Source organism: Nonomuraea sp. NPDC050404, assembly GCF_040655495.1.
In the GTDB taxonomy this organism is placed as follows: Bacteria; Actinomycetota; Actinomycetes; order Streptosporangiales; family Streptosporangiaceae; genus Nonomuraea.
Genome location: NZ_JBFAKB010000001.1, coordinates 674,617 through 695,240, shown reverse-complemented (window position 1 = coordinate 695,240; position 20,624 = coordinate 674,617). Strand labels below are relative to the sequence as shown.

The 20,624-nt window shown below is 71.6% G+C and carries 17 protein-coding genes; 5 read left to right on the top strand and 12 right to left on the bottom strand.

Translation table 11 applies throughout. From position 1 onward, the window contains the following. Positions 1-300: 300 nt before the first annotated feature. Both AB0I81_RS03085 and AB0I81_RS03080 read right to left on the bottom strand, forming a co-directional pair. A complete protein-coding gene (locus tag AB0I81_RS03085; protein ID WP_360648922.1) occupies positions 301-720 on the bottom strand; it encodes an ATP-binding protein in 420 nt (139 codons plus the stop codon). A gap of 103 nt (positions 721-823) precedes the next feature. Beyond that, a complete protein-coding gene (locus AB0I81_RS03080; protein WP_360648919.1) occupies positions 824-1,369 on the bottom strand; it encodes a helix-turn-helix domain-containing protein in 546 nt (181 codons plus the stop codon). Positions 1,370-1,495: 126 nt separating this feature from the next. On the opposite strand from AB0I81_RS03080, the gene AB0I81_RS03075 reads away from it, so the two are divergent. After that, positions 1,496-2,434, top strand: a complete 939-nt coding sequence (locus AB0I81_RS03075) for a GNAT family N-acetyltransferase (RefSeq protein ID WP_360648916.1) — start codon at positions 1,496-1,498, stop codon at positions 2,432-2,434. Between the two features lie 154 nt (positions 2,435-2,588). Here the strand turns inward: AB0I81_RS03075 and AB0I81_RS03070 are convergent, their stop codons facing one another. The 10 genes from AB0I81_RS03070 to AB0I81_RS03025 all read right to left on the bottom strand — a co-directional run bounded on the left by AB0I81_RS03070 (position 2,589) and on the right by AB0I81_RS03025 (position 14,879). Next, complete coding sequence (locus AB0I81_RS03070; protein WP_360648913.1) at positions 2,589-3,884, bottom strand: AAA family ATPase; 1,296 nt, start codon at positions 3,882-3,884, stop codon at positions 2,589-2,591. Continuing rightward, positions 3,881-5,308 carry a hypothetical protein gene (locus AB0I81_RS03065; protein ID WP_360648910.1) on the bottom strand — a complete coding sequence of 476 codons (1,428 nt, stop codon included), beginning with the start codon at positions 5,306-5,308 and terminating at the stop codon, positions 3,881-3,883. The genes AB0I81_RS03070 and AB0I81_RS03065 overlap by 4 nt, the downstream gene beginning before the upstream one ends. A gap of 140 nt (positions 5,309-5,448) precedes the next feature. Beyond that, positions 5,449-6,579, bottom strand: a complete 1,131-nt coding sequence (locus AB0I81_RS03060; RefSeq protein ID WP_360648907.1) for a hypothetical protein — start codon at positions 6,577-6,579, stop codon at positions 5,449-5,451. Beyond that, positions 6,576-7,370 (bottom strand): hypothetical protein, encoded by a 795-nt coding sequence (locus AB0I81_RS03055; RefSeq protein WP_360648904.1) that lies wholly within the window; start codon positions 7,368-7,370, stop codon positions 6,576-6,578. The genes AB0I81_RS03060 and AB0I81_RS03055 overlap by 4 nt, the downstream gene beginning before the upstream one ends. A gap of 95 nt (positions 7,371-7,465) precedes the next feature. Continuing rightward, positions 7,466-8,143, bottom strand: a complete 678-nt coding sequence (locus tag AB0I81_RS03050; protein ID WP_360648901.1) for a class I SAM-dependent methyltransferase — start codon at positions 8,141-8,143, stop codon at positions 7,466-7,468. Between the two features lie 159 nt (positions 8,144-8,302). Beyond that, positions 8,303-8,746 carry an ATP-binding protein gene (locus AB0I81_RS03045; protein WP_360648897.1) on the bottom strand — a complete coding sequence of 148 codons (444 nt, stop codon included), beginning with the start codon at positions 8,744-8,746 and terminating at the stop codon, positions 8,303-8,305. A gap of 91 nt (positions 8,747-8,837) precedes the next feature. Further along, a complete protein-coding gene (locus AB0I81_RS03040) occupies positions 8,838-10,478 on the bottom strand; it encodes an NAD-dependent malic enzyme (RefSeq protein WP_360648894.1) in 1,641 nt (546 codons plus the stop codon). Positions 10,479-10,543: 65 nt separating this feature from the next. Beyond that, positions 10,544-11,752, bottom strand: a complete 1,209-nt coding sequence (gene manD, locus AB0I81_RS03035) for a D-mannonate dehydratase ManD (protein ID WP_360648891.1) — start codon at positions 11,750-11,752, stop codon at positions 10,544-10,546. Continuing rightward, positions 11,749-13,692 carry a cellulase family glycosylhydrolase gene (locus AB0I81_RS03030; RefSeq protein ID WP_360648888.1) on the bottom strand — a complete coding sequence of 648 codons (1,944 nt, stop codon included), beginning with the start codon at positions 13,690-13,692 and terminating at the stop codon, positions 11,749-11,751. Before AB0I81_RS03030 ends, manD begins: the two co-directional genes overlap by 4 nt. Positions 13,693-13,706: 14 nt before the next feature. Continuing rightward, the gene (locus AB0I81_RS03025; protein ID WP_360648885.1) at positions 13,707-14,879 is read right to left on the bottom strand and encodes an ROK family transcriptional regulator; all 1,173 of its coding nucleotides are present in this window, start codon (positions 14,877-14,879) and stop codon (positions 13,707-13,709) included. Positions 14,880-15,054: 175 nt separating this feature from the next. Here AB0I81_RS03025 and AB0I81_RS03020 point away from each other — a divergent pair, with 175 nt between their 5' ends. From AB0I81_RS03020 to AB0I81_RS03005, 4 genes are read left to right on the top strand one after another with little or no spacing between them, the layout of a single operon-like run. Next, positions 15,055-16,374 (top strand): sugar ABC transporter substrate-binding protein, encoded by a 1,320-nt coding sequence (locus tag AB0I81_RS03020; RefSeq protein ID WP_360648882.1) that lies wholly within the window; start codon positions 15,055-15,057, stop codon positions 16,372-16,374. After that, positions 16,371-17,285: a sugar ABC transporter permease gene (locus AB0I81_RS03015; RefSeq protein WP_360648879.1), complete on the top strand. Its 915-nt coding sequence runs from the start codon at positions 16,371-16,373 to the stop codon at positions 17,283-17,285. The genes AB0I81_RS03020 and AB0I81_RS03015 overlap by 4 nt, the downstream gene beginning before the upstream one ends. Continuing rightward, positions 17,282-18,148, top strand: coding sequence for a carbohydrate ABC transporter permease (locus AB0I81_RS03010; RefSeq protein ID WP_360648877.1), 867 nt, complete (start codon positions 17,282-17,284; stop codon positions 18,146-18,148). The genes AB0I81_RS03015 and AB0I81_RS03010 overlap by 4 nt, the downstream gene beginning before the upstream one ends. A 13-nt stretch (positions 18,149-18,161) precedes the next feature. Then, complete coding sequence (locus tag AB0I81_RS03005) at positions 18,162-20,297, top strand: alpha-galactosidase (RefSeq protein WP_360648874.1); 2,136 nt, start codon at positions 18,162-18,164, stop codon at positions 20,295-20,297. Positions 20,298-20,624 lie beyond the last annotated feature (327 nt).

Genomic DNA, 20,624 nt, shown 5'->3' with positions numbered 1-20,624 from the left:
GAATGCTTCGGCTCCCGGGACGCTGTGGTCCCCAGGACGCTGCGGCAATCGGGACGCTGCGGCCCTCGGGACGCCTCGGTCCCCGGGAATGCTTCGGCTCCCGGGACGCTGTGGTCCCCAGGACGCTGCGGCAATCGGGACGCTGCGGCCCTCGGGACGCCTCGGTCCCCGGGAATGCTTCAGCTCCCGGAATGCTGCGGTCCTCGGGACGCCTTGGCTGCCGGAACGGCGAGCGGCCGGCTGCCAGGGGATGGCGGCCGGCCGGTCGGGTTGTTCGGTTGGTCGGGGGATGGTGGGCGGTCAGGTGGTCAGGAGGTGCTGGCCGGCGGCGCCGGGTGAGTAGCGCAGGCGCTTCTCCAGGCAGACCACCGCCCCGTGCTCGCTTCTGTTGGTGAACCGGATGTCGTCGGCGAGCGCACGCATGATCTGCAGACCGCGTCCGTGCTCGGAGCCTGGGTCGGGCTCCTCCAGCTTGCGCGGGTCGAAACCGTCGCCGGCATCGACCACCTTGATCACGCACAGATGATCGTGGACGGACGCGCTGACGGTGTAGTCGTCGCTCGGCGCCGCGTGCTTGATCACATTGGAGCACGCCTCGGTGAGCATGAGCTCGATGTCATCTCGAACCTGCGGATCGACGCCGAGCGACCGCAGCGTGCCGTCCAGCATCTGTCTGATCAATGGGACGCTCGCCGCATCCCTGGGCAGTCGGAGCGCCATCGTCGCCTCCACTGCGCCTCCTCCCGTATGGATGCGTGCGAGCACTTCTGCCCCCGAATTCACGTCCCAATCGTCAATTGCGGGTGGTGCGGGGCCGGAGCCGTCACGGTTCCAGCAACCGGTGGGCCACCTCCAGGCACGCCTTGTGGATCTCCTCCTCGGACAGGTCGCCCTCCTTCATCAGCCACTTGCCCGCGTGCATCGCGAACAGCGCCAGCGCGTGGCTGACCCGCTCGGCGGGTGTCGCGTCCGGGTCGCTGATCTCCGAGGTCAGCTCCAGCATACGCTGGCGAATCTTGATCAGGGTCGGATGGTCGCGCAGCGCGGTCTGGTTCCGCTCCAGGAACCTGGCGATCCCGAGGTGGCGGCTGGCCCGGACGCTCTCGGCGTAACGCTCGACCAGCTCGCGGCGGCTCTGCGGCGTCTTGGGCCGTTCCCTGGCCCAGGCCAGCAACTCCTCCAACTCGGTGAGGCGCATCTCGACCAGGCTCGCGACGATGTCGTCCTTGGTCTTGAAGTGGTAGTAAAGGGCGGCCTTCGTGACCCCGAGCTCCTCCGCGATCTCCCGCAGCGAGGTCGCCTCGTAGCCCTGCTCGGTGAAGAGCCGCAGTGCGATCTCCTGGATCCGGCTTCGGGTGTCTTCCCGCACTTCACACCTTTTCTACTTGACGCCCGGCAAGTGAGTGCCCATCCTCATTCTACGTTTTGCCGGTCGGCAGGTAAGCCGGGCGAAATTGGGAGGCGTCCGGTCGGCATAACGTGCACAATCCTGACCATGCACGCCATCAGCCGGCCACGGGTCGAGGACGCCGAGGATATCTACGAGCTCGTCGCGACGTGCAACACCGCTGTGCTCGGCACCCCGGACACGACGCTCGCCGACATCGCCGACGAACTGGTGGAGCCGGGCTTCGACCGCGACAGGGACGGCTGGCTCGCGCGCGACCCCGGCGGCCGGCTCGACGGCTGGGCCTGGGTGTGCCGCAACGGCGACAGCGACCTGGTTGACGTGGAGGTGATCGTCCGCCCCACCGCCACCGATGCGACCGGCCTGGCCGGTGAGTTGTGGCGGGCCGTGTTCGGCCGTGCCGCCGAACTGGGCGCCGAGCTCGGCCACGATGCCGTCACCCTGCACGTGGGCGTCTACCGCGCCGACGGGGACAAGCAGAAGGTGGCCAGGGAGCTGGGCTTCGAGCCCGGCACCAGCTACCACCGCATGCGCATCGACCATGACGGCCCGGTCGGGCCGCCCGCCGCGCCCCCCGGCCTCACCCTGCACACGGGGGAGCGGGAGGAGGTGCGGCGCGAGGCGTACCGCGTGCACCAGGAGGGCTTCGCCGAGCACTTCGGCTTCGTGCCGATCACCTACGAGCAGTGGTACGAGCGCAGGCAGGCCATGACCGCGACCGACTGGAGCCAGCTCGCGCTCGCCAGACTCGACGGAAAGCCGGCCGCCGTGGTGATCGGCAGCGACCAGTTCCTGCCGGACGAGGGCTGCGGCTACGTCGCCACGCTGGCCGTGCTGCCCGAGTTCCGCGGCCGGGGGCTGGGGCGCTTCCTGCTGCGGCACGCCTTCGCCGCCGACGCGGCCCGCGGTCGCAAGGGCACGATTCTGCACGTGGACTCCAACAACACCACCCCGGCCCTGGGCCTGTACGAGTCGGCGGGCATGCGCGTCGTCATGGCCATCGACGTCTGGAAACGCCGCCTCTGACCGGTACGGCCCCGCAGCCGGGCCTGCCCGCCCGCCCTCCGGCCAGGCGGCCGGGCTCCCGTGAGCGGCTCAGACCCGGTGCCGCGGCAGGCGGCGGGGCTCGCGTGAGCGGCTCAGACGCGGTGCCGCGGCAGGTCGGGCTCGCGCGACCGGCTCAGACCCGGTGGCGGGACAAGTGTTCCAGGACCGACTGATTGGCCTCCCAGCCGTCGGGGAACTTCACCGGAACCCCCAGCTGCACCGGCTCCGCCGACGGATGGGCGTCCAGAAGTTCGGCGATGCCCGCCCTGGCCACGACCACGCACGCGTGCCGGTGCCGTGAGGCCAGCACGCACAGCCGCCCCGACTCCAGGTGGAAGGCCGTGGCGTCCCTGCGGCCCGACAGCGGGTGCAGCACGATCGTCACGTCGTACTCGCGGCCCTGCAGCCGGTTGGCCGTGTCCACGGTGATCTCCGGCGGCAGGCCCGCGGCCCTGATCGCGGCCACCTGGTCGCGGTGCGCCGCCCCGACCGCGATCCGCTCCGCCGTCACGGGCTGCTCACCCTGCTCGGAGCCGGCCGTCGCACCGCGTTGCAGCAGCCGCTCGGCCAGCAGCGCCACCGCCCGCACGGCCTCACCGTCGGTACGCACCGTGTGCCGGTTCGGCAGCTCCAGCAGCGCCCACCCGGATCTGGCCGCCTCCTCAAGCGCCCGGTCGTGCACGGTGCCCATGCCGCCGGTCGACAACTCCAGCCACCGGTCCCCGTGATCGGTCCCCGACCGGAACCCGGTGAACGGGTAGAACGCCTGCGACACCACGGGCGCCGCCGACGCCGGCAGCCGCCACGACACCGGCAGCCGGTGCACCGGCAGGTCCGGGTTGTGCCGCAGCAACACCGACACCGCGCTCTGCAGCGGGTCCCATGACAGCCCCGACCAGCGGTCGCCGTCCACGATCGAGAACGGGTCGAGCTGCCCGGGATCGCCCACGAACAGCGCCCGCTCGAACAATCCCGCGATCCGCAGCAGCTTGTCCGAGCGCATCTGGTACGCCTCGTCCACGATCGCCCACGGCCACACCCGGCCGGCGATCCACGCCCACTTGTCGGCCGTGGCGATGACGATGTCCGGATCGCCCAGGTCCTGCACCCGTGTGCCGAACCGGACGCCGGGCAGCTCCAGCATGCGCAGCGGCGGCACGTACCCGCTGGCCGACAGCCGGCCCACGGTCAGGTGCGGATGCTTGTCGCTGATCCTGGTCACCAGGTCGTCGACCTGCTCGTTGGTCTGGGCCACGATCATCAGCGGCTCGCCGGTGGCCGCGATGTGCGCCGCGGCCCGTACCACCAGTGTGGACTTGCCGGCCCCCGGCGGTGAGTCGACCACCACGCCGCGGTGGCGGGGCAGGTCGGCGAGCACGTTCCTGATGACCTGCTCCGGGCTGAGGTCCTGCTCCGGGCTGGGGGTCACGACCACTCCTCCTGGGCGTCATCGTCGTCGGGCACGTACTCCTGCGGCGGGCCGCCGTGCGTCCACGGCGTGGCCTCGGACTCGGGCAGGGCGGCCGAGCCCTGGAAGTCGTCGGTCAGCGAGGTGTAGCAGACCCGCTCGCCGATCTCGGGCACGGCTCCCGGAGCGGGGGTCTTGCCCCGGCCCATGCCCTTGGTGATCTTCAGGGTGACCAGTCCCTGGTCCGCCTCCACCAGCGCGGCGCCCTGGCCGCGGCGCTGCGGGGTGCCGAGCGCGGTGCCCGGCGGCAGGCGTACCGGATCGTCGGTCTTGATCACCACCAGCGGGCGGAGCTTGCGCGAGCGGCCCTCGCCCTCGGTGTTGTCCGGCACCGTCTCGATCACCTCGCCCGCGAACGCCTCGCCGGTCAGCCGGTACTCGGCCATCACCAGCGGGTCGTCGTAGGCGCGCTGCACGTCGTAGGTGGCCTGGGCGCGTTCCATGCGGGCCAGCCTGGCGGCGGCGGTCACCGCGCCGTCACGGCGCGCCTGCGGCGGCGCGCCCTCGGAGATGTGCACCGCCATACCGCTGAAGGAGCCCCGGTCGTGCTCCCACCGCTGCGCCGCGCTCGTGCCCTCGGGCAGGGCGGCGAGCAGGTCGATCGCCTGCCACATCAGCCGCCAGGTCGGTTCGAGCTGGGTACGCAGCGCCTCGGTGATGCGCTCGGGCGACTCGCTCTCCATCGCCGGGGCCAGCACCTCGGCGTCGAACCCCGGGTCGGTCGCGGGCCCGGCGGGCGGCCAGATCAGCGGGTCCTCGGCCTCGTCGCTCGGCCCCGTGGTGATCCAGCCGAGCAGCGCGGCCAGGTTGGCGTCCTCCAGCCCGCTCTGCCCGCTGGCCCAGTGCCGGCCCAGCTCCTGCGTCGCGGACAACATCAGCGACGAGCCGGGATAGGCCGCCCGCTCCGCCAGGTACGTCAGCCACCGCCCCAGCAGCGGCACCGACTCAGGCACCGGGTACGGCCCGTCCGTGCGCCGGAAGCGGGTCGAACGGCCGAGCAGCCGGATGAAGCCCACGCCCGCCTGGTTCGGCACGATGAACTGCGGGGCGTCCAGGGCACGCTCGTAGGGGTCGGCGTTCCTGCGCTCCACCGTCTCGGTGTCGTTCATGAACGCCTCGACGTACGGCAGCAGCGCCCCCGCCACCTCGGTCGCCCAGGCGAAGCGCAGGTCGCGGTTGCGCGGCTGGGTCACCACGAGCAGGCGCGGCCGTTCGCGGTCGGTGCCGAGCATCGCGGCCAGCGGTGCGGCGGCCTCGCCCGACAGCTTGAGCGGGATGAACACCATGGGCCGCGCCGACAGATGGCAGTGCCTGACGGTCGCCACGGGCTGCGCGATGCCCTCGTCCAGGGCCCGCAGCCGGGCGAGCGAGGTCAGCAGGCTCATGTCGGGCGTCTCCGCGGCAGGCGTGTGGTCGGCTGGATCATGCGTCGCCTCTCCGCGGTGAGCGGGCGGTCGGCAGGGTCATGCGTCGCCTCTCCGCGGTGAAGCGGGCGGTCGGCGGGATCATGCGTCGCGTCTCCGCATCAGTTCAGGCACTCCCTGCGCAGGCGTTCGGCGTTGCGGAGCAGGCGGGCGATCTCCTCCTGGCCCTCGGCGGGGTCGCGGGTGCCGTCGGCCAGGCCCAGCGCCTCGGCCACCGAGGCGACCCCGCCCAGCTCGTCGCGCACCTGCCGGCCGAGCTGGTCGGACGCGCCCTCCTGGCGGGCCTCGTCGCGGCAGAAGAAACACAGGTCGCACGCGGACAGGCAGTCGGGCGCGTAGCGGGCGGTGGTCCTGCGCAGCGCGTCCGCCAGCTCGGCCACCGGCCTGGTGGGCCGGCCGTCCTCGCCGGGACGCAGGTCGAAGGACAGGTCGTCGGGCAGCCCTTCGAGCAGCCGGTCCAGCGTGGTCATCCGGGTGAGCTGGCGGCGCAGCACGGCGAGCTGCTTGCGCACGTCGACGAGCGTCGCGACGGGCCGGTTGGCGAAGTTCTCCGGGCAGACCAGGACCACGTCGTGGGAGACCTTCAGCGGGTCGTGGCCCAGCTCCTCCAGCAGGTTGCGCAGCGCCAGCACGTACACCGCCGCCTGCCGCGCGGCCGCCGCCACCGCCGACGGGTCGGCCTGCCCGTCGATCACCGCGAACGACTTGATCTCCACGATGTGGAAGCGCCCGCCGAGCTGGAAGGCCACCACGTCCGGCTCCAGGTAGGCGACGTGGCCGGCGATCTCCAGGCTGAGCAGCGGATGGTCGTACAGGGTGCCGGCGTCCTGGCCCTCGGCCGCGGCCCGGTCGATCAGCGCCCTGGTGTGGGCGTGGCGCAGGTGGGCGCCGACGTTCTCCACGTCGTGGTAGGACACCTCGGCCACCGGCAGCCCGAGCAGTTCGCGCAACATGCGCAGCAGTTCCGCGCAGCCGTCGGCCTTGACCAGCGCCTCGAACATGTTGCCGCGCGTGATCGCGAACGGCGACTGGCCGAACGGCGCGGGGAACCCGAGATGCCGGGCCGCGGCGTCCTTGTCGAGGCCGGCGCCGTCCATGAGGGCGCGGCGGGTGCAGCCGGGGTTCGCGGCCAGGGCCGCGATGGCGCGCGCGTCGTGCGGCTGCTGTGGCGTGCTGCCCCGCAGCGCCTCCAGCCGGTGCACGTGGTCGCCTTCGCGCTTCAAGCCGCTCACTTCGTCGTCTCCTTCTTGATCGTGCTCAGCGTAGCGGCGCCGAACAGCCGAGCGGCCTCACCGAGCTGCGCGGCGGCGCGTTGCGCCAGCTCGGCGCGATCCCGCGTGTCGCGCTCGGCGTGTACGCGCAGCTCGGCGCGGGCCGCCTCGATCACCCTGCCGGGGTCGGGGGCGCCCAGCGCGCCGTCGGTGGCGCCGGGGATGTTCCTGGCCATCCGCACCAATAAGCGCCCCGCCCGCTCTTCGTCCGCCTCGTTCTCCGCCTCCCGCCGCGCCACCGCGATGGCGCAGGTCAGGAAGTCCACGCGAGGGCTGAGCGGGCCGACCACCCGCCGCTCCAGCGGCCAGGCGCTGAGCGTGAGCAGGCCGCGGGCGGGGGAGAGGCGGTCGGTGAGCGCGGCGCACAGATAGTACGGCCGTCCGAAGGGCGAGGACCTGAACGAGCGTTCCTCGTCCCTGCGCAGGCTGGTGAGCTGGCCGCTGCGGATCGTGCCGCCGAAGAAGGCGTCGCTGACGGCCACGATCAGCCTGGGCTGCGCGCAGGCCCCGAGGAGCCGCAGCCCCTGGTGCACCTGCTCCCGCACGGTGACCAGGCGCGGCGGCTCCTCCTTGCCCGTGCCTGCCGGGCCCGGCGGGCCGCCGCTCACCAGGGCGTCCCAGGCGCGTTCGGCACTGCGCAGCTCGGCCCGCAGGACGCGGGCGGTCGCGCCGTCCCTGACCCGCATGGCCTTGCGTACGCCGGCCCGCAGCTCGTCGATCCGCCGTTCGAGATCGTCCAGCTGGTCACTCATGGCGCGAGCGTACCAACAGTCCCAGTATTTTCCAGTATTTTCGCAAGATCGACGCGATGTCGAGATCTACACTGTAAAGGCGGCGGCGTGGGTGTTCAGGCGGGTACGGCGGCCACCCAGGTGCGGTCCTCGGTGAGGAAACGGTTCAGCCGCAGCCCCTCCGTGGCCAGGGCGATGGCCAGGTCGTCGTCGGTGAGCCGCTTGGAGGAGAACGACTGCGTCCACTCCTTGTCCTCGCCGTAGGTGTAGCGCATGGTCGCCTGGAACACCCCGGGCGAGACCTCCTCCACGGCCGCCATCGTGATCGTGACGTCGCCGTCGCGGCGTCCCATGCCGACGTGCCACCGGTCGTGCGCCTCGGCCGGCATCCACTGGATCAGCACCGCGCCGCCCGGTTTGACGTGCCGCGCGCAGGCCGCCAGCAGGCCGTGCCGCTCCGTCTCGTTCACGGTGTTGACGAGCTGGGAGGCCAGCATGACCGTGTCGAACCGCTCGCCGAGGCGCAACTCCTGCACCCGGGCCGCCACCGTACGGGCGCCGCGCACCTGGGCCAGCATCTCGGGGGACTCGTCCACGGCCACCACCTCGAAGCCGAGGTCGATGAGGGGGTGGGTGACCCGTCCGACGCCTGAGCCCAGCTCCAGGATGGAGCCGCCTGGCGGGGTCACCTGGGAGACGATCTCGGGTTCGCCGGAGGCCTTGAGCTGAGAGTAGAACTCGACAGAGGATCCGTCGGGGGTGATGGGGCCGGGGCCTGTTCCTGCGTTGCTCATGGTTTGAAACTAGCCCGGCGGGACGGCCGGGCACAGGTCGGCGACAGCTCGATCGTGGAACCGGACGGGCCAGTGGGAAACCCGTCTGCAGGATCGGGGTGGGCCACCGGGAAACCCCGGGGCGGGCCAAGGGGAAGACCGGCCGCGGGATCGGGCAGGTCAGTGGGAGGCCGGTTGCAGGGTCGGATGTTCGGCCCGGCCGCTTCTCACCCCCGCCGGGCCGCGACGCACGCGCAGCCGCAGCAGCGAGCCCGTGTCGCCCTGCTCGACCTCGACCTCGTCGCACAGCTGCTTGATCACCCACAGGCCGTACCCGTGCGAGGCGGTCCTGTCCAGCTCCGCCGAGGTCAGGTGGTCGCGGGTCAGCTCGCCCCCGAAGTCGAGCACCTCCACCACGACCTGCCCGCCGTCGATGCGCGCGGTGACCGTGCCCGCGCCGCCGCCGTGGTCCAGCACGTTGGTGACCGCCTCGTTGACGGCCAGCACCAGATCTTCCAGCCTGGTCACCGCGAGCCCGCTGTGGCGGCCGTGCAGCCGCACCAGGGCCCGGATGAGGCCGAGGTCGTCCGTGATGGGACAACGCAGTTCAAACTCGTCAACCATGTCCGTCTTCGCCCGCCGTGAGCCGGGAGGAATCCGCCGGCCCTTTACCTGCTTTCCCCGTGGGCGACCGTCAAACGCCAGGTCCGGACGATCAGCCTGCCGGACGGTAGCGCGGCTGCCACATCGCGTCCTGGACCTGCTGCACGGGATTGCCCAGCTCCACCCGGGCCAGACCCTCCTTGGCCGCCTGCCTGGCGACCGCGACGGCGACCGTGGCCGAGACCTGGCGCAGGTTCTCCACCTGGGGCAGCAGCGAGGCGCCCGGCGCGGAGACGTCCACCAGCCCGGCCACCGCCTCGGCGGCGGCGCGCAACATGCCGTCGCTGACCCGGCTCGCCCGCGACACGACGGCCCCCAGGCCCACCCCCGGGTACAGCAGGGCGTTGTTGGCCTGGGCGATGACGTGATCGACGCCGTTGTGCGCGATCGGCTCGAACGGCACGCCGGTGGCGATCAGCGCCCGGCCGCCGGTCCAGCGGATCAGGTCCTGCGGCATGGCCTCGATCCGGTCGGTCGGGTTGGAGATCGGGAAGATGATCGGCCGCTCGGTGTGCGAGGCCATGCATCGTACGATCTCCTCGGTGAACGCGCCGCGCACCGTGGAGGCCCCCAGCAGCAGCGTCGGCCCGACCCGGGCGACCACCTCGGCGAGCCCGCCGCCGTCCTCGCCGGACGGGCGGGCGTAGGGGCGCTGGAAGTCGCGCAGCCCGTCCATGCCCTCGATGAGCAGGCCGGGCTTGTCCACGGCCCAGATCCGGCGGGTGGCCTCCCGTTCGTCCAGGCCGTCGCGCGCCATCGCGTCCCGCAACTGGTCGGCGACGCCGATCCCGGCCGTGCCCGCGCCGAAGACGACGATCCGCTGCTCGCGCAGGGAGGTGCCGGCGGCGCGTACCGCGCCCAGGAGGGCGGCCAGCACGATCGCGCCGGTGCCCTGCATGTCGTCGTTGAAGGTGGGGAAGCGGCCGGTGTAGCGCTCCAGGAGGCGGCGGGCGTTGGACGGGCCGAAGTCCTCCCAGTGCAGCAGCGCCTTGGGGAACAGGCGGGTGGCGGCGGAGACGTAGGCGTCGATGAAGGCGTCGTAGCGCTCGCCGCGTACCCGCGCGTGCCGTTCACCGACGTAGAACGGGTCGTTGAGGAGCGCCTCGTTGTCGGTGCCGGCGTCCAGCGCCACGGGGATGACCCGGGCGGGGTCGATCCCGGCGGCGGCGGTGTAGACGGTCAGCTTGCCGGCGGCGATGCCCGCGCCGCCGCCGAGCCCCCAGTCGCCGATGCCGAGGATCTGCTCGGCGTCGGAGGCGACGATGAGGTCCACCTCGTCCTCGCCCAGCCCGAAGTTCGCGAAGGCCCGCTCGATGCCGCCGGGGTCGTCCACGGTCAGGTAGACGCCTCGGGGACGGCGGTACTCGCGGCTGAAGCTCTTGATCACCTGGGCGATCGTGGGGTCGTAGACGATCGGCAACATCTCGCGCAGGTGGTCGGCGAGCAGGCGGTAGAAGAGCACCTCGTTGCGGTCCTGCAGACCGGACAGGAAGATGCTCTTGGCCAGGTCGGTCGGCTGGCGGGCGTACTGCGTGTAGGCGCGGGCGGCCTGCTCGTCCAGGGTCTCGACCACCGGCGGGATCAGCCCGTCCAGGCCCAGCTCGGCCCGCTCCTCCCGGGTGAACGCGGTGTCCTTGTTCAGCAGCGGATCTTCGAGTACGGCGGGGGAGCGCCCCGCTCCGTGGTGGCCCATGCGGTGCCAGGTTCCCGGAGCGGGGCAAGGGTAACTGCCGTGGATCGGAGATCAATGATGGCGGGTCACCAGTTGAACATCGTTCCGTCCTCCAGGCGGCTGACCGGCAGGTAGGCCCGCTCGTACGGGAACCGCTCCGCCACGTCGTCCCGGTAGTCCACGCCAAGCCCCGGCGCGTCCCCGGGATGCAGGTAGCCGTCGGAGAAGCTGTAGGAGTGCGGGAAGACCTCGTCGGTCTCCGGTGTGTGGCGCATGTACTCCTGGATGCCGAAGTTCGGGATGGACAGGTCGAAGTGCAGCGCGGCGGCCATGGTGACGGGCGACAGGTCGGTCGCGCCGTGGCAGCCGGTGCGGATCTGGTGCACGGCCGCGTAGGCCGCCGCGGTGCGCAGGTGGGTGATGCCGCCCCCGTGCACCACGGTCATGCGCAGGTAGTCGATGAGGTTCTCGCGCAGCAGCAGCGTGGCGTCGTGGATGGTGCTGAAGATCTCCCCGACGGCGAGCGGCGTGGTGGTGTGCTGCCGGATCAGCCGGAAGGACTCCTGCTGCTCGGCGGGGGCCACGTCCTCCAGCCAGAACAGCCGGTACGGCTCCAGGTCCCGCCCCAGCCTGCCCGCCTGGATCGGCGTGAGCCGGTGGTGGGCGTCGTGCAGCAGGTGCACGTCGTCGCCGTACTCCTCGCGTACCCGCGCGAACAACGACGGCACCGTGGCCAGGTACTTCTCGGTGCTCCAGACGTCCTCGGGAGGCAGCCCGGCCTCGGCCGGCTCGTAGAACAGCTCGCCCCGGCCCACCCCGTAGGTGCCCTTCAGCCCGGGGACCCCGGCCTGCACCCGGATGGCCTTGTAGCCCATGTCCAGGTAGCGGCCGACGGCCTCCACCGCCTCGCCGGCGCTCTCGCCGTTGGCGTGGCCGTACACCAGGACGCCGTTCCTGCTCGCGCCGCCCAGCAGCTCGTAGACCGGCACGTTCAGGGCCTTGCCCTTGATGTCCCACAGCGCCATGTCCACCGCGCCGATCGCGGTCATCGTGACGGGGCCGCGCCGCCAGTAGGCGCCGCGGTAGAGGTACTGCCAGATGTCCTCGATCTGGAAGGGGTTGCGGCCGATCAGGCAGGGGGCCACGTGGTCGCGCAGGTAGGAGGCGACGGCCAGCTCGCGGCCGTTGAGCGTGGCGTCGCCGAGGCCGTACACGCCCTCGTCGGTGTGGACGCGCAGGGTGATGAAGTTGCGTCCCGGGCTGGTGACCAGGACCTCGATGTCGGTGATTTTCATGCGCTCAGCTCCAGTACTCGCACGCCGTACGGTGGCAACTCCACCACGCTCACAGGGGCGCCGTCCTCGTCGCGCAGGACGCCGCCGCTCACGGCCGGCGCGGTCTTGACGTCGGTGCCGGACTGGCTTACGCACCACACGAACACGCGGCCGTCCTCGTGCCGCATCAGCGCGGCGTTGACCAGCGGCGTGTCGAACGAGACCGCCGTCTCCACGCCGGCGAAGCGGCCAAGCGCGCGGTACAGGCGCCAGGTGGGCTCCGGGTTGGCGTGCGGGGTGATCGCCGCCATGTACTCCAGGGGGTAGGTCGAAAGGATCATCCAGCCGGCGCCCACGGCGTGCCGCAGCAGCGCGGGGCGGCCGGCGGCGTCGCGGGCCAGCACCTCCGCGCCGGCGGGTTCGACCGGCAGGTACGAGCGGGAGTTCGCGGTCCCGGCCACCGGGAAGACCAGTTCGTCGCCCGCCCGGAGGTCGCCCAGCGCGGTGGTCATGGTCAGCGTGACCTCATCGCCGGTGATCGGCTCGACCAGGCCGTACCGGGACTGCTTGACCACCCCGAACATCTCGTCCAGGCCGGGCCACCACACGCCGCGCTGGTTGTTGTGCTCGCCGGCGAAGTGGGAGGCGTACACGGTGGCCCCGGCGCGGGCGCGGTCCAGCAGCGCGCGCCAGCCGGGCGCGGTGAGCTGCTTGGCCGAGGGCAGCAGGTACAACTTGCAGTCCCCGGGGATGCCGTCCTTCTCGCGGGCCACGCCGACCGTCAGGTCGGCCTCGCGGGCGGCCACGTACGCCTGGCGGCCGACGTCGAAGACGATCGTGGCGTCGCCCGGCTGGGTGAAGGGATATTGGTTCTCCAGATAGGAGGGCACGATCAGGGCCGCCTCGGCGTCCGGGCGGGAGCAGCGCGCCAGGTCCACCCGCTCCAGCACGGCGGTGAAGTCGCGCACCTCCAGGGCCTGCGCCTTGGGCCGCCCGTTCGCGTCGATCAGCCCGAAGTGCATCTCGAACGGATGGTGGCTGTACGGCTCGTTCTCCCACAGGTCGTCGTAGTCGGTGTTGTTCCAGGCCAGCCAGCCGGTCGCGCCCGCCAGCAGCGTGTTGTGCAGGATCTGGCGGTAGTAGTGGGCGGCGTTGACCTCGCTGGTGTAGTCGCTGGTGAGGCCGAACTCCTCCATGATCACCGGCTTGCCGCCGAAGTCGAGCAGCTCGCAGACGAACGCCGCGCCGAGGTGCTGGCGTACCGGGTCGGTCTCCATGCGGTAGACGTGCGGGCCGAGGAAGTCGACCAGCCCGGCCAGCTCCCGCACGCGGAAGCCGTTGTCGGCGCCGGTGACCTCCACGCCCCACGCGCCGTCGCCGATCGAGACCGGCTGGCGGCCGCCGCCCGCGCGGACGGCGTCGATGAGGATCTGCGCCCAGCTCCCGACCTGCTCGGGGTTCAGGGTGCCGATGCCGCGCGAGCGCCAGTCGCCGTAGATGGGCACCTCGTTGGTCAGCAGCCAGGCGGCGACGGCGGGGTGGTCCTTGAAGCGGGCGGTGAGCTCGCGCACGTACCAGGCCTGGCGGGCGACGAACCACACGTCGCCGAACAGGTCGCGGCCCTGCCGCCAGGCGGGGTCCCAGTTCTGGCCGGACATGTGGCCGACGATGAACGTCGGGATCGTGCGCATGCCGAGCGCGGTGTGCCGGTCGAGGAAGTCGGCGTAGCGGGCGACGAGGGTCTCGTCGAGCGCGCCGGGGGTGGGCATGAAGTCGGGCCAGTAGAAGAAGCTCCTGGTGACGGTCATGCCGTGCGCCCGCATGGCCTCCAGCTCTTCGGTGACGACGTCCGGCTCGTACGAGCGCCACATGCGCGGCCCGCCCGCCCGCGACCAGAAGTTGACGCCCACCCAGATGTCGGGGGCGTGCGGGGCGCCCAGCTTGGCTGATTGCCGCTTCACGTGATTGCTTCCTCCTAGTCACTGCCTGTTACGAAGCTCTGGATGGCGACCACCGCGCCGCCGCGCGCCCATTCGCGGAAGTCGTCGGCCTCGATCACCACCTCGACCGAGCCTGGCACGTCGCGCCGGTCGGCGGTCAAGGCCAGGTCGAGATCGTTGTGCGCAATGCGGGCCAGCTCCACTCCCTCGCCCGCCAGGACCACCGTCTTGACCATGGAGATCGTCGTGACGAGCGCGATGAGCCTGCCCAGGGCGCGGGCGGACTCGCGTACGAGGGCGAGGCAGGCCCGCTCGCCCGCCGCGGCCAGGCGCATGACCTCCTCGTACGTCACCGCCCGCCGCAGCGCCAGCCCGGCGGCGCCCTCGATCGACCAGGTCGACAGGTACGCGGCCGCGCAGCCGCGATGCCCCTCGGGGCACATCGGCCCGCCGGGGTGCAGCACCAGGTGGCCGAACATGCCCAGGTCGGCCTCGGTCGCGGTGACCAGGTGGTCGTGCACGATGAGCGCGTAGCCGATGCCCGCGCCGATGGTGACCAGCGCGAACTCGCGCATCCCGCGTCCCGGGCCGAACCAGTGGTGCTGGTGCGCCAGCGCGGCCACGTCGTTGGTGACCACGCACGGCACGCCGAGCGCCCGTTCCATCAGCGGCCGGAGGGCGACCTGCGACCAGCCCAGGTAGGGGGCGTCCACCAGCTGCTCGCCGCCGACCCGGGTGGAGGCGCGGGCGTTGCCCCCGAGAGTCACTCCGGCGGCCACGGGGGCGCCGGAGCCGCCGCACAGTTCGTCGAGCAGCCGCCTGGCCTGGCGGCACACGGCCTCGGGGTCGAGGTCGGCGATCGGCTCGTCGCGGGCCGCGATGACCTCGGCCCGCAGGTCGGTGACCACCGCGTGCACCCGGTCCGCGGTCAGCTTGAGCCCGAGGAAGCGGTGCTCGCGCGCCGCCACGTCCAGCGGACGGGTCGGGCGGCCGTTGACCGGGTCGTGCACCACGTCGCCCTCGACCAGGAGCCCGGCGTCGACCATGGGTTTGGTCAGGCGCGTCAGGCTGCCGGTGGACAGGTTCAGGGTCCTGGCCAGCGCGGTCCTGGACTGCGGGCCATGAATGATCAGCTCCTTGACGATGGAGCGGGCGGCGTCGGGCAGGGCGTCCCACATGCCGCCCCATCTTCGGGGCCCAACGGGCATCGCGCCACCCTTCCGAAATTGGTTTTGCGACAAAGCTAACACGCCGTCAACCGACGTCCGCCGCACACACCCTCCTGCGAATTTGTGCGGAGGTAGTGACATGAGCCTCATTTGTTCTCTAGGTTGGCTTCTCTGCAAAGCCAACTCTGGACTTTGCCCTCGGAAGGAGACACGCATGGGTATCAGAGGGGGCTCCAGCACGTTCGCGGCGCTCGGCATGGCCGTTCTCCTGACCGCCTGCTCGTCCGGCACGGACGCGGGCGACGGGGCGGCCGCTCCGCAGGCCGCCGAGACCGGGCCGGTCACGCTGCAGTTCTGGTGCTGGGGCGCGGGCAAGAAGGAAAAGGTCGAGGCGTTCAACAAGGCCCACCCCAACATCCAGGTGACGCACACCGACGCGGGCGGCGGCACGGACACGGCGACCAAGCTGCTCACCGCGAACCGGGCGGGCAACGCCCCCGACGCCGCGTGCCTGGAGTACCAGACGCTGCCCGCCATGATCGTGGCCGGCGCGCTGGCCGACATCTCCGCGCAGACCGGCGACGTCAAGGCGGCCTTCACCCCGGAGGTCTGGTCGCTGACCAGCTTCGACGGCGCCGTCTACGGCGTGCCGCAGGACATCGGGCCGATGGTCTTCGTCTACAACAGGAAGCGGTTCGACGAGCTGAAGATCGAGGTGCCCAAGACCTGGAAGGAGTTCGCCGAGGTCGCCGCCGACGTCCGCAAGAAGGACCCCGACGCCTACCTGGCCACCTTCGCCCCCTCCGAGTTCGGCAACTTCGCCGGGCTGGCCCAGCAGGCCGGCTCGTCCTGGTGGAAGGTCCAGGACCAGACATGGACGGTCGGCATCGCCGACGGCCCCTCCACCCAGGTGGCCGACTACTGGCAGGGGCTCATCGACAAGGGCCTGGTCAAGGCCGAGCCGCTGCTCACCCCCGAGTGGAACAGCCAGCTCAACAAGGGCAACGTGCTGAGCTGGCCGAGTGCCCTGTGGGGCGCCGGCGTGTTGTACGGCATCGCCGAGAAGCAGGCCGGCGACTGGGCCATCGCGCCGCTGCCGCAGTGGACCGAGGGCGACGACCGGGTGGCCTTCCAGGGCGGCAGCGCCATCGTCGTCTCCAAGAACTCCAAGCACGCCCAGGCCGCGGCCACGTTCGCCAAGTGGATGAACACCGACAAGACGGCCTACGACATCCAGATCGCCGAGGGCGAGTACCCGGCGGCCCTGGCCGGGCAGGAGGCCACCAGCGCCAGCGAGCCGCCCAAGCTGGTCTCGGGCCAGAAGGACTACTGGCAGGTCGCGGCCAAGGCGGCGCAGAGCACGATTCCGCACATCAGCTGGGGCCCGAACGTCAGCACCGCCGAGAGCGCCTTCCGCGACGCCACGGCCGCCGCCGTCCGCGACAAGACCCCGCTGTCGGAGGCGCTGAAGAAGACCCAGCAGGCCGTGGTGGACGACATGAAGTCCACCGGCTTCAAGGTCGCCGGGCAGTGACCCGCCGCACCGGCGCCCGCCGCGGGACGCGGGCGCCGTACCTCTTCGTCGCCCCCGCCGTGCTGCTGTTCCTGGCCTTCCTGGCGATCCCCATCGCCTACGCGGTCTACCTCAGCGTCCGTGGCCTGCGGCTGACCGGCGGCGGCATCTTCGGCACCCGGCAGGAGGTCTTCGTCGGGCTCGACAACTACGTCAGGACGCTGACCGATCCCGAGTTCCTGGCCGGGTTCGGCAGGCTCGCGCTGTACGGGCTGATCGCCGTGCCGCTGACGCTCGGGCTGGCGCTGCTGTTCGCGCTGCTGCTCGACTACGCCGGCTCGCGCGGGCGCCGCTTCGCCCGTACGGCGATCTTCCTGCCGTACGCGATCCCCGGCGTGACCGCCTCCCTGTTGTGGGGCTTCATGTACCTGCCCTCGACCAGCCCCTTCAGCTACCTCACCAGGGAGCTGGGGCTGGGCGAGATCCCGTTCCTGGGCTCGGGCGCCATCTACCCGTCGCTGGCCAACATCGCCATCTGGGGCGGCGTCGGCTTCAACATGATCATCATCTACACGTCGCTGCGCGGCATCCCGGCCGAGCTGTCCGACGCCGCCCGCATCGACGGCGCCTCCGAGTGGCGGATCGCCTGGCACGTCAAGATCCCGCTGGTGGCGCCCGCGCTCGTGCTCACCGGCCTGTTCGCGCTCATCGGCACCCTCCAGGTGTACGGCGAGCCGACCACGCTCAAACCCATGACCACGGAGATCTCCCAGACCTGGGTCCCCCTCATGCACATCTACCGCGACGCCTTCACCCGCGACGACCTGCCGCTGGCCTCGGCCGCCTCCGTCATCCTGGCCGTGGGCACCCTGGTGGTGTCCGTGGTGCTGCTCAAGGTCACGCAGAAGCGCGCCTTCGGAGGCATGTCATGACCGCCGCGAAAGCAGCCGCCGGCCCCCTCGCGCACCAGCGGGCCAAGATCCTGCCCACCATCGTGCTGCTCGTCGGCGCCCTGTACTGCCTGGTGCCGGTCGCCTGGGTGGTCGTGGCCGCGACCAAGTCGAGCGCCGAGCTGTTCTCCACCTTCACCTTCGCCCCCGGCACGGGACTGCTGGACAACCTGCGCGACCTGTTCGCCTACGGCGACGGCACGTTCATGACGTGGGCCGCCAACAGCGCCCTGTACGCGGTCGTCGGCTCCGCCCTGTCCACCCTCATCTCGACCCTGGCCGGATACGGCATGGCCAAGTACGAGTTCCGCGGCCGTACCGTGCTGTTCTACGCGATCCTGGCCGGCGTGCTCGTGCCCGGCATGACCCTGGCCATCCCGCAGTACCTGCTCATGGCCGAGACGGGCATGGTCGGCACCTACTGGTCGGTCCTGCTGCCGAGCCTCATCTCGCCGTTCGGCATCTACCTGGCCCGCGTGTACGCCATGTCCTCGGTGCCGGACGCCACGCTGGAGGCCGCCAGGATCGACGGGGCCAGCGAATACCGCATCTTCGGCTCCGTCGGGCTGCCCATGATGGTCCCCGGCATGGTGACGATCTTCATGCTGCAGTTCGTGGGCATCTGGAACAACTTCCTGCTGCCGTACATCATGTTGTCGGACGAGTCCAAGTTCCCGATCACCGTCGGCCTGTACACCCTGCTGTTCAGGGGCTCCTCCGAGCCCGCCCTGTACGGCATCGCCATCGTGGGCGCCGCCGTGTCGGTGATCCCGCTCATCGCGCTGCTGCTGTTCCTGCAGCGGTTCTGGCGGCTCGACCTGCTCAGCGGCGGCCTCAAGGGATGACCAGCCTCAAGGGATGACCCCCGAGACAAGAAAGCAGTACATGCACCTGCACCATCTCCGAGCCGCCGGCGTGTCCGTGCTGCTCGAATGCCCGCCCGACGCCCTGCCCGCGATCCTGCACTGGGGACCGGACCTGGGCCCGCTCGGCGACGACGCCCTGGAGCACCTGGCCGCCGAGCTGCGGCCCAGGTCCGACCAGACCGTCGAGGTGCCGGTCCGCACCGCGCTCGTGCCGGAGTCGCGTACCGGCTGGATCGGCATGCCGGGACTCAGCGGTCACCATCAGGGCGAGCACTGGTCGCCCGCCTTCACCGCCGTCACCCACGAGCGGGATGGGCACCGCCTGGTGGCCACCGCCACGGACCCGCACGCCCGCCTCGGACTCACCCTCACCGTCGAACTCGGCCCCTCGGGGCTGCTGCGGGCCCGCGCGGAACTGCGCAACGACCGCGACGTGCCGTACACCCTGGAGGCGCTGAACCTCGTCTTCCCCGTCCCCGGCGACCCCGCCGACCTGCTCGACCAGGCCGGCCGCTGGTCCAAGGAACGTATCCCGCAGCGCCGCCCCCTCACCGTCGGCACCCACCTGCGCGAGAACCGGCGCGGACGCACCGGCGCCGACGCGGCCACCGTCCTGTTCGCCGCCACCGCCGACCTCGGCTTCCGGCGCGGCGAGGCGTGGGGCCTGCACGTCGGCCACAGCGGCAACCACCGTCACTACGCCGAACGCACCGCCACCGGCCGCACCATGCTCGGCGGCGGCGAACTGCTCCTGCCCGGCGAGGTCATCCTGGCCGGCGGCGAGTCCTACCGGGGCCCCTGGGTGTACGCCACTTACGGCCACGGCCTGGACCAGGCCGCCCACCGCTTCCACGAGCACCTGCGCGCCCGCCCGTCGCACCCGTCCGCGCCCCGCCCGGTCGTGCTCAACACGTGGGAGGCCGTCTACTTCGACCACGACCTGGACCGCCTGCTCGACCTCGCCGACCGGGCCGCCAGGGTCGGGGTCGAGCGGTTCGTGCTCGACGACGGCTGGTTCCTGGGCCGCCGCGCCGACAACGCCGGGCTCGGCGACTGGTACGTGGACCCCGCCGTCTGGCCCGAGGGCCTGCACCCCCTGGTCAAGCGGGTACGCGGGCACGGCATGGAGTTCGGCCTCTGGTTCGAGCCCGAGATGGTCAATCCCGACTCCGACCTGGCCCGCGCCCACCCCGACTGGATCATGCAGACCGGCGACCGGCTGCCCCCGCCCGCCCGCCGCCAGCAGGTCCTGGACCTGACCAACCCCGACGCCTACGCCTACATCAAGGAGCGCCTGCTCGCCCTCGTCGCCGAGTACGAGCTCGACTTCATCAAGTGGGACCACAACCGCGACCTCGTGGACGCCGGCTCCACGACGCGCGCGGGCCGCGCCTCCGTGCACGCCCAGACCCACGCCGTCTACCGGCTGCTGGACGAGGTCAGGGCCGCCTGCCCCCGGCTGGAGATCGAGGCGTGCTCCTCCGGCGGTGCCCGCGTCGACCTCGGCATCCTGGAGCACACCGACCGCGTCTGGGCCAGCGACTGCATCGACTCCGTCGACCGCCAGGACATCATGCGCTGGACCACCCAGCTCCTGCCGCCGGAGCTGATCGGCAGCCACATCGGCTCGGGCCGTTCCCACTCCACCGGCCGCCGCCACGACCTGCCCTTCCGCGCCGCGACCGCGTTCTTCGGCCACTACGGCATCGAATGGGACCTCACCTCGCTCACCGGCGGCGAGCTCGACGAGCTGGCCGCCTGGATCGACCTGCACAAGCGGCACCGCCACCTGCTGCACACCGGCGTCGTGGTCCGCGTGGACGAGACCCCGCAGGGCGTGCGCGCGCACGGCGTCGTCGCCCGGGACGGGAGCGAGGCCATCTACGAGATCGCCATGCTCGATCGCCCCGCGACCTGGCCGCCCGGCATGATGCGGCTGCCCGGCCTCGACCCCGGCACCGTCTACCGGGTACGCCCGCTCATGCCCGTGGCCTCCCACGGCGCCGCCCCCGCCTGGGTGTCGGGCGAGACGGAGCTGCCCGGCTCGGCGTTGTCGGCCGCCGGCATCGCCGTGCCGCCGCTCTTCCCCGACCAGTCCGCGCTGGTCCACGTGGTGGCCGTCGGCTGACCTCGCGCACCACCCAGGAACCGGGCGTCGTCCGCGCGACGCCCGGTTCTTCGATCCTCCGCACCAGAATGCGGTTCACAGCAGCTTGATCGGCGGCGCTTTCGAGCGGATCCTGAACACTGAGTCCGATCGCATCCCTACATCGACGCCTGGGCGCTTCACCCCAGAAAGTGAAGGCCTTCCCTGAAGCAGTTGCGGCTGGCGGCAGCCGCCCGACACGTGTGGAGGACGCGTGACCCAGGCCGATCACGCTGTTCACCGGCCCATCAGCCGACCCGCCCTGCTCGGCCTTCGACGCTGAACGTTCCACCGTGGCGGCAGACGATC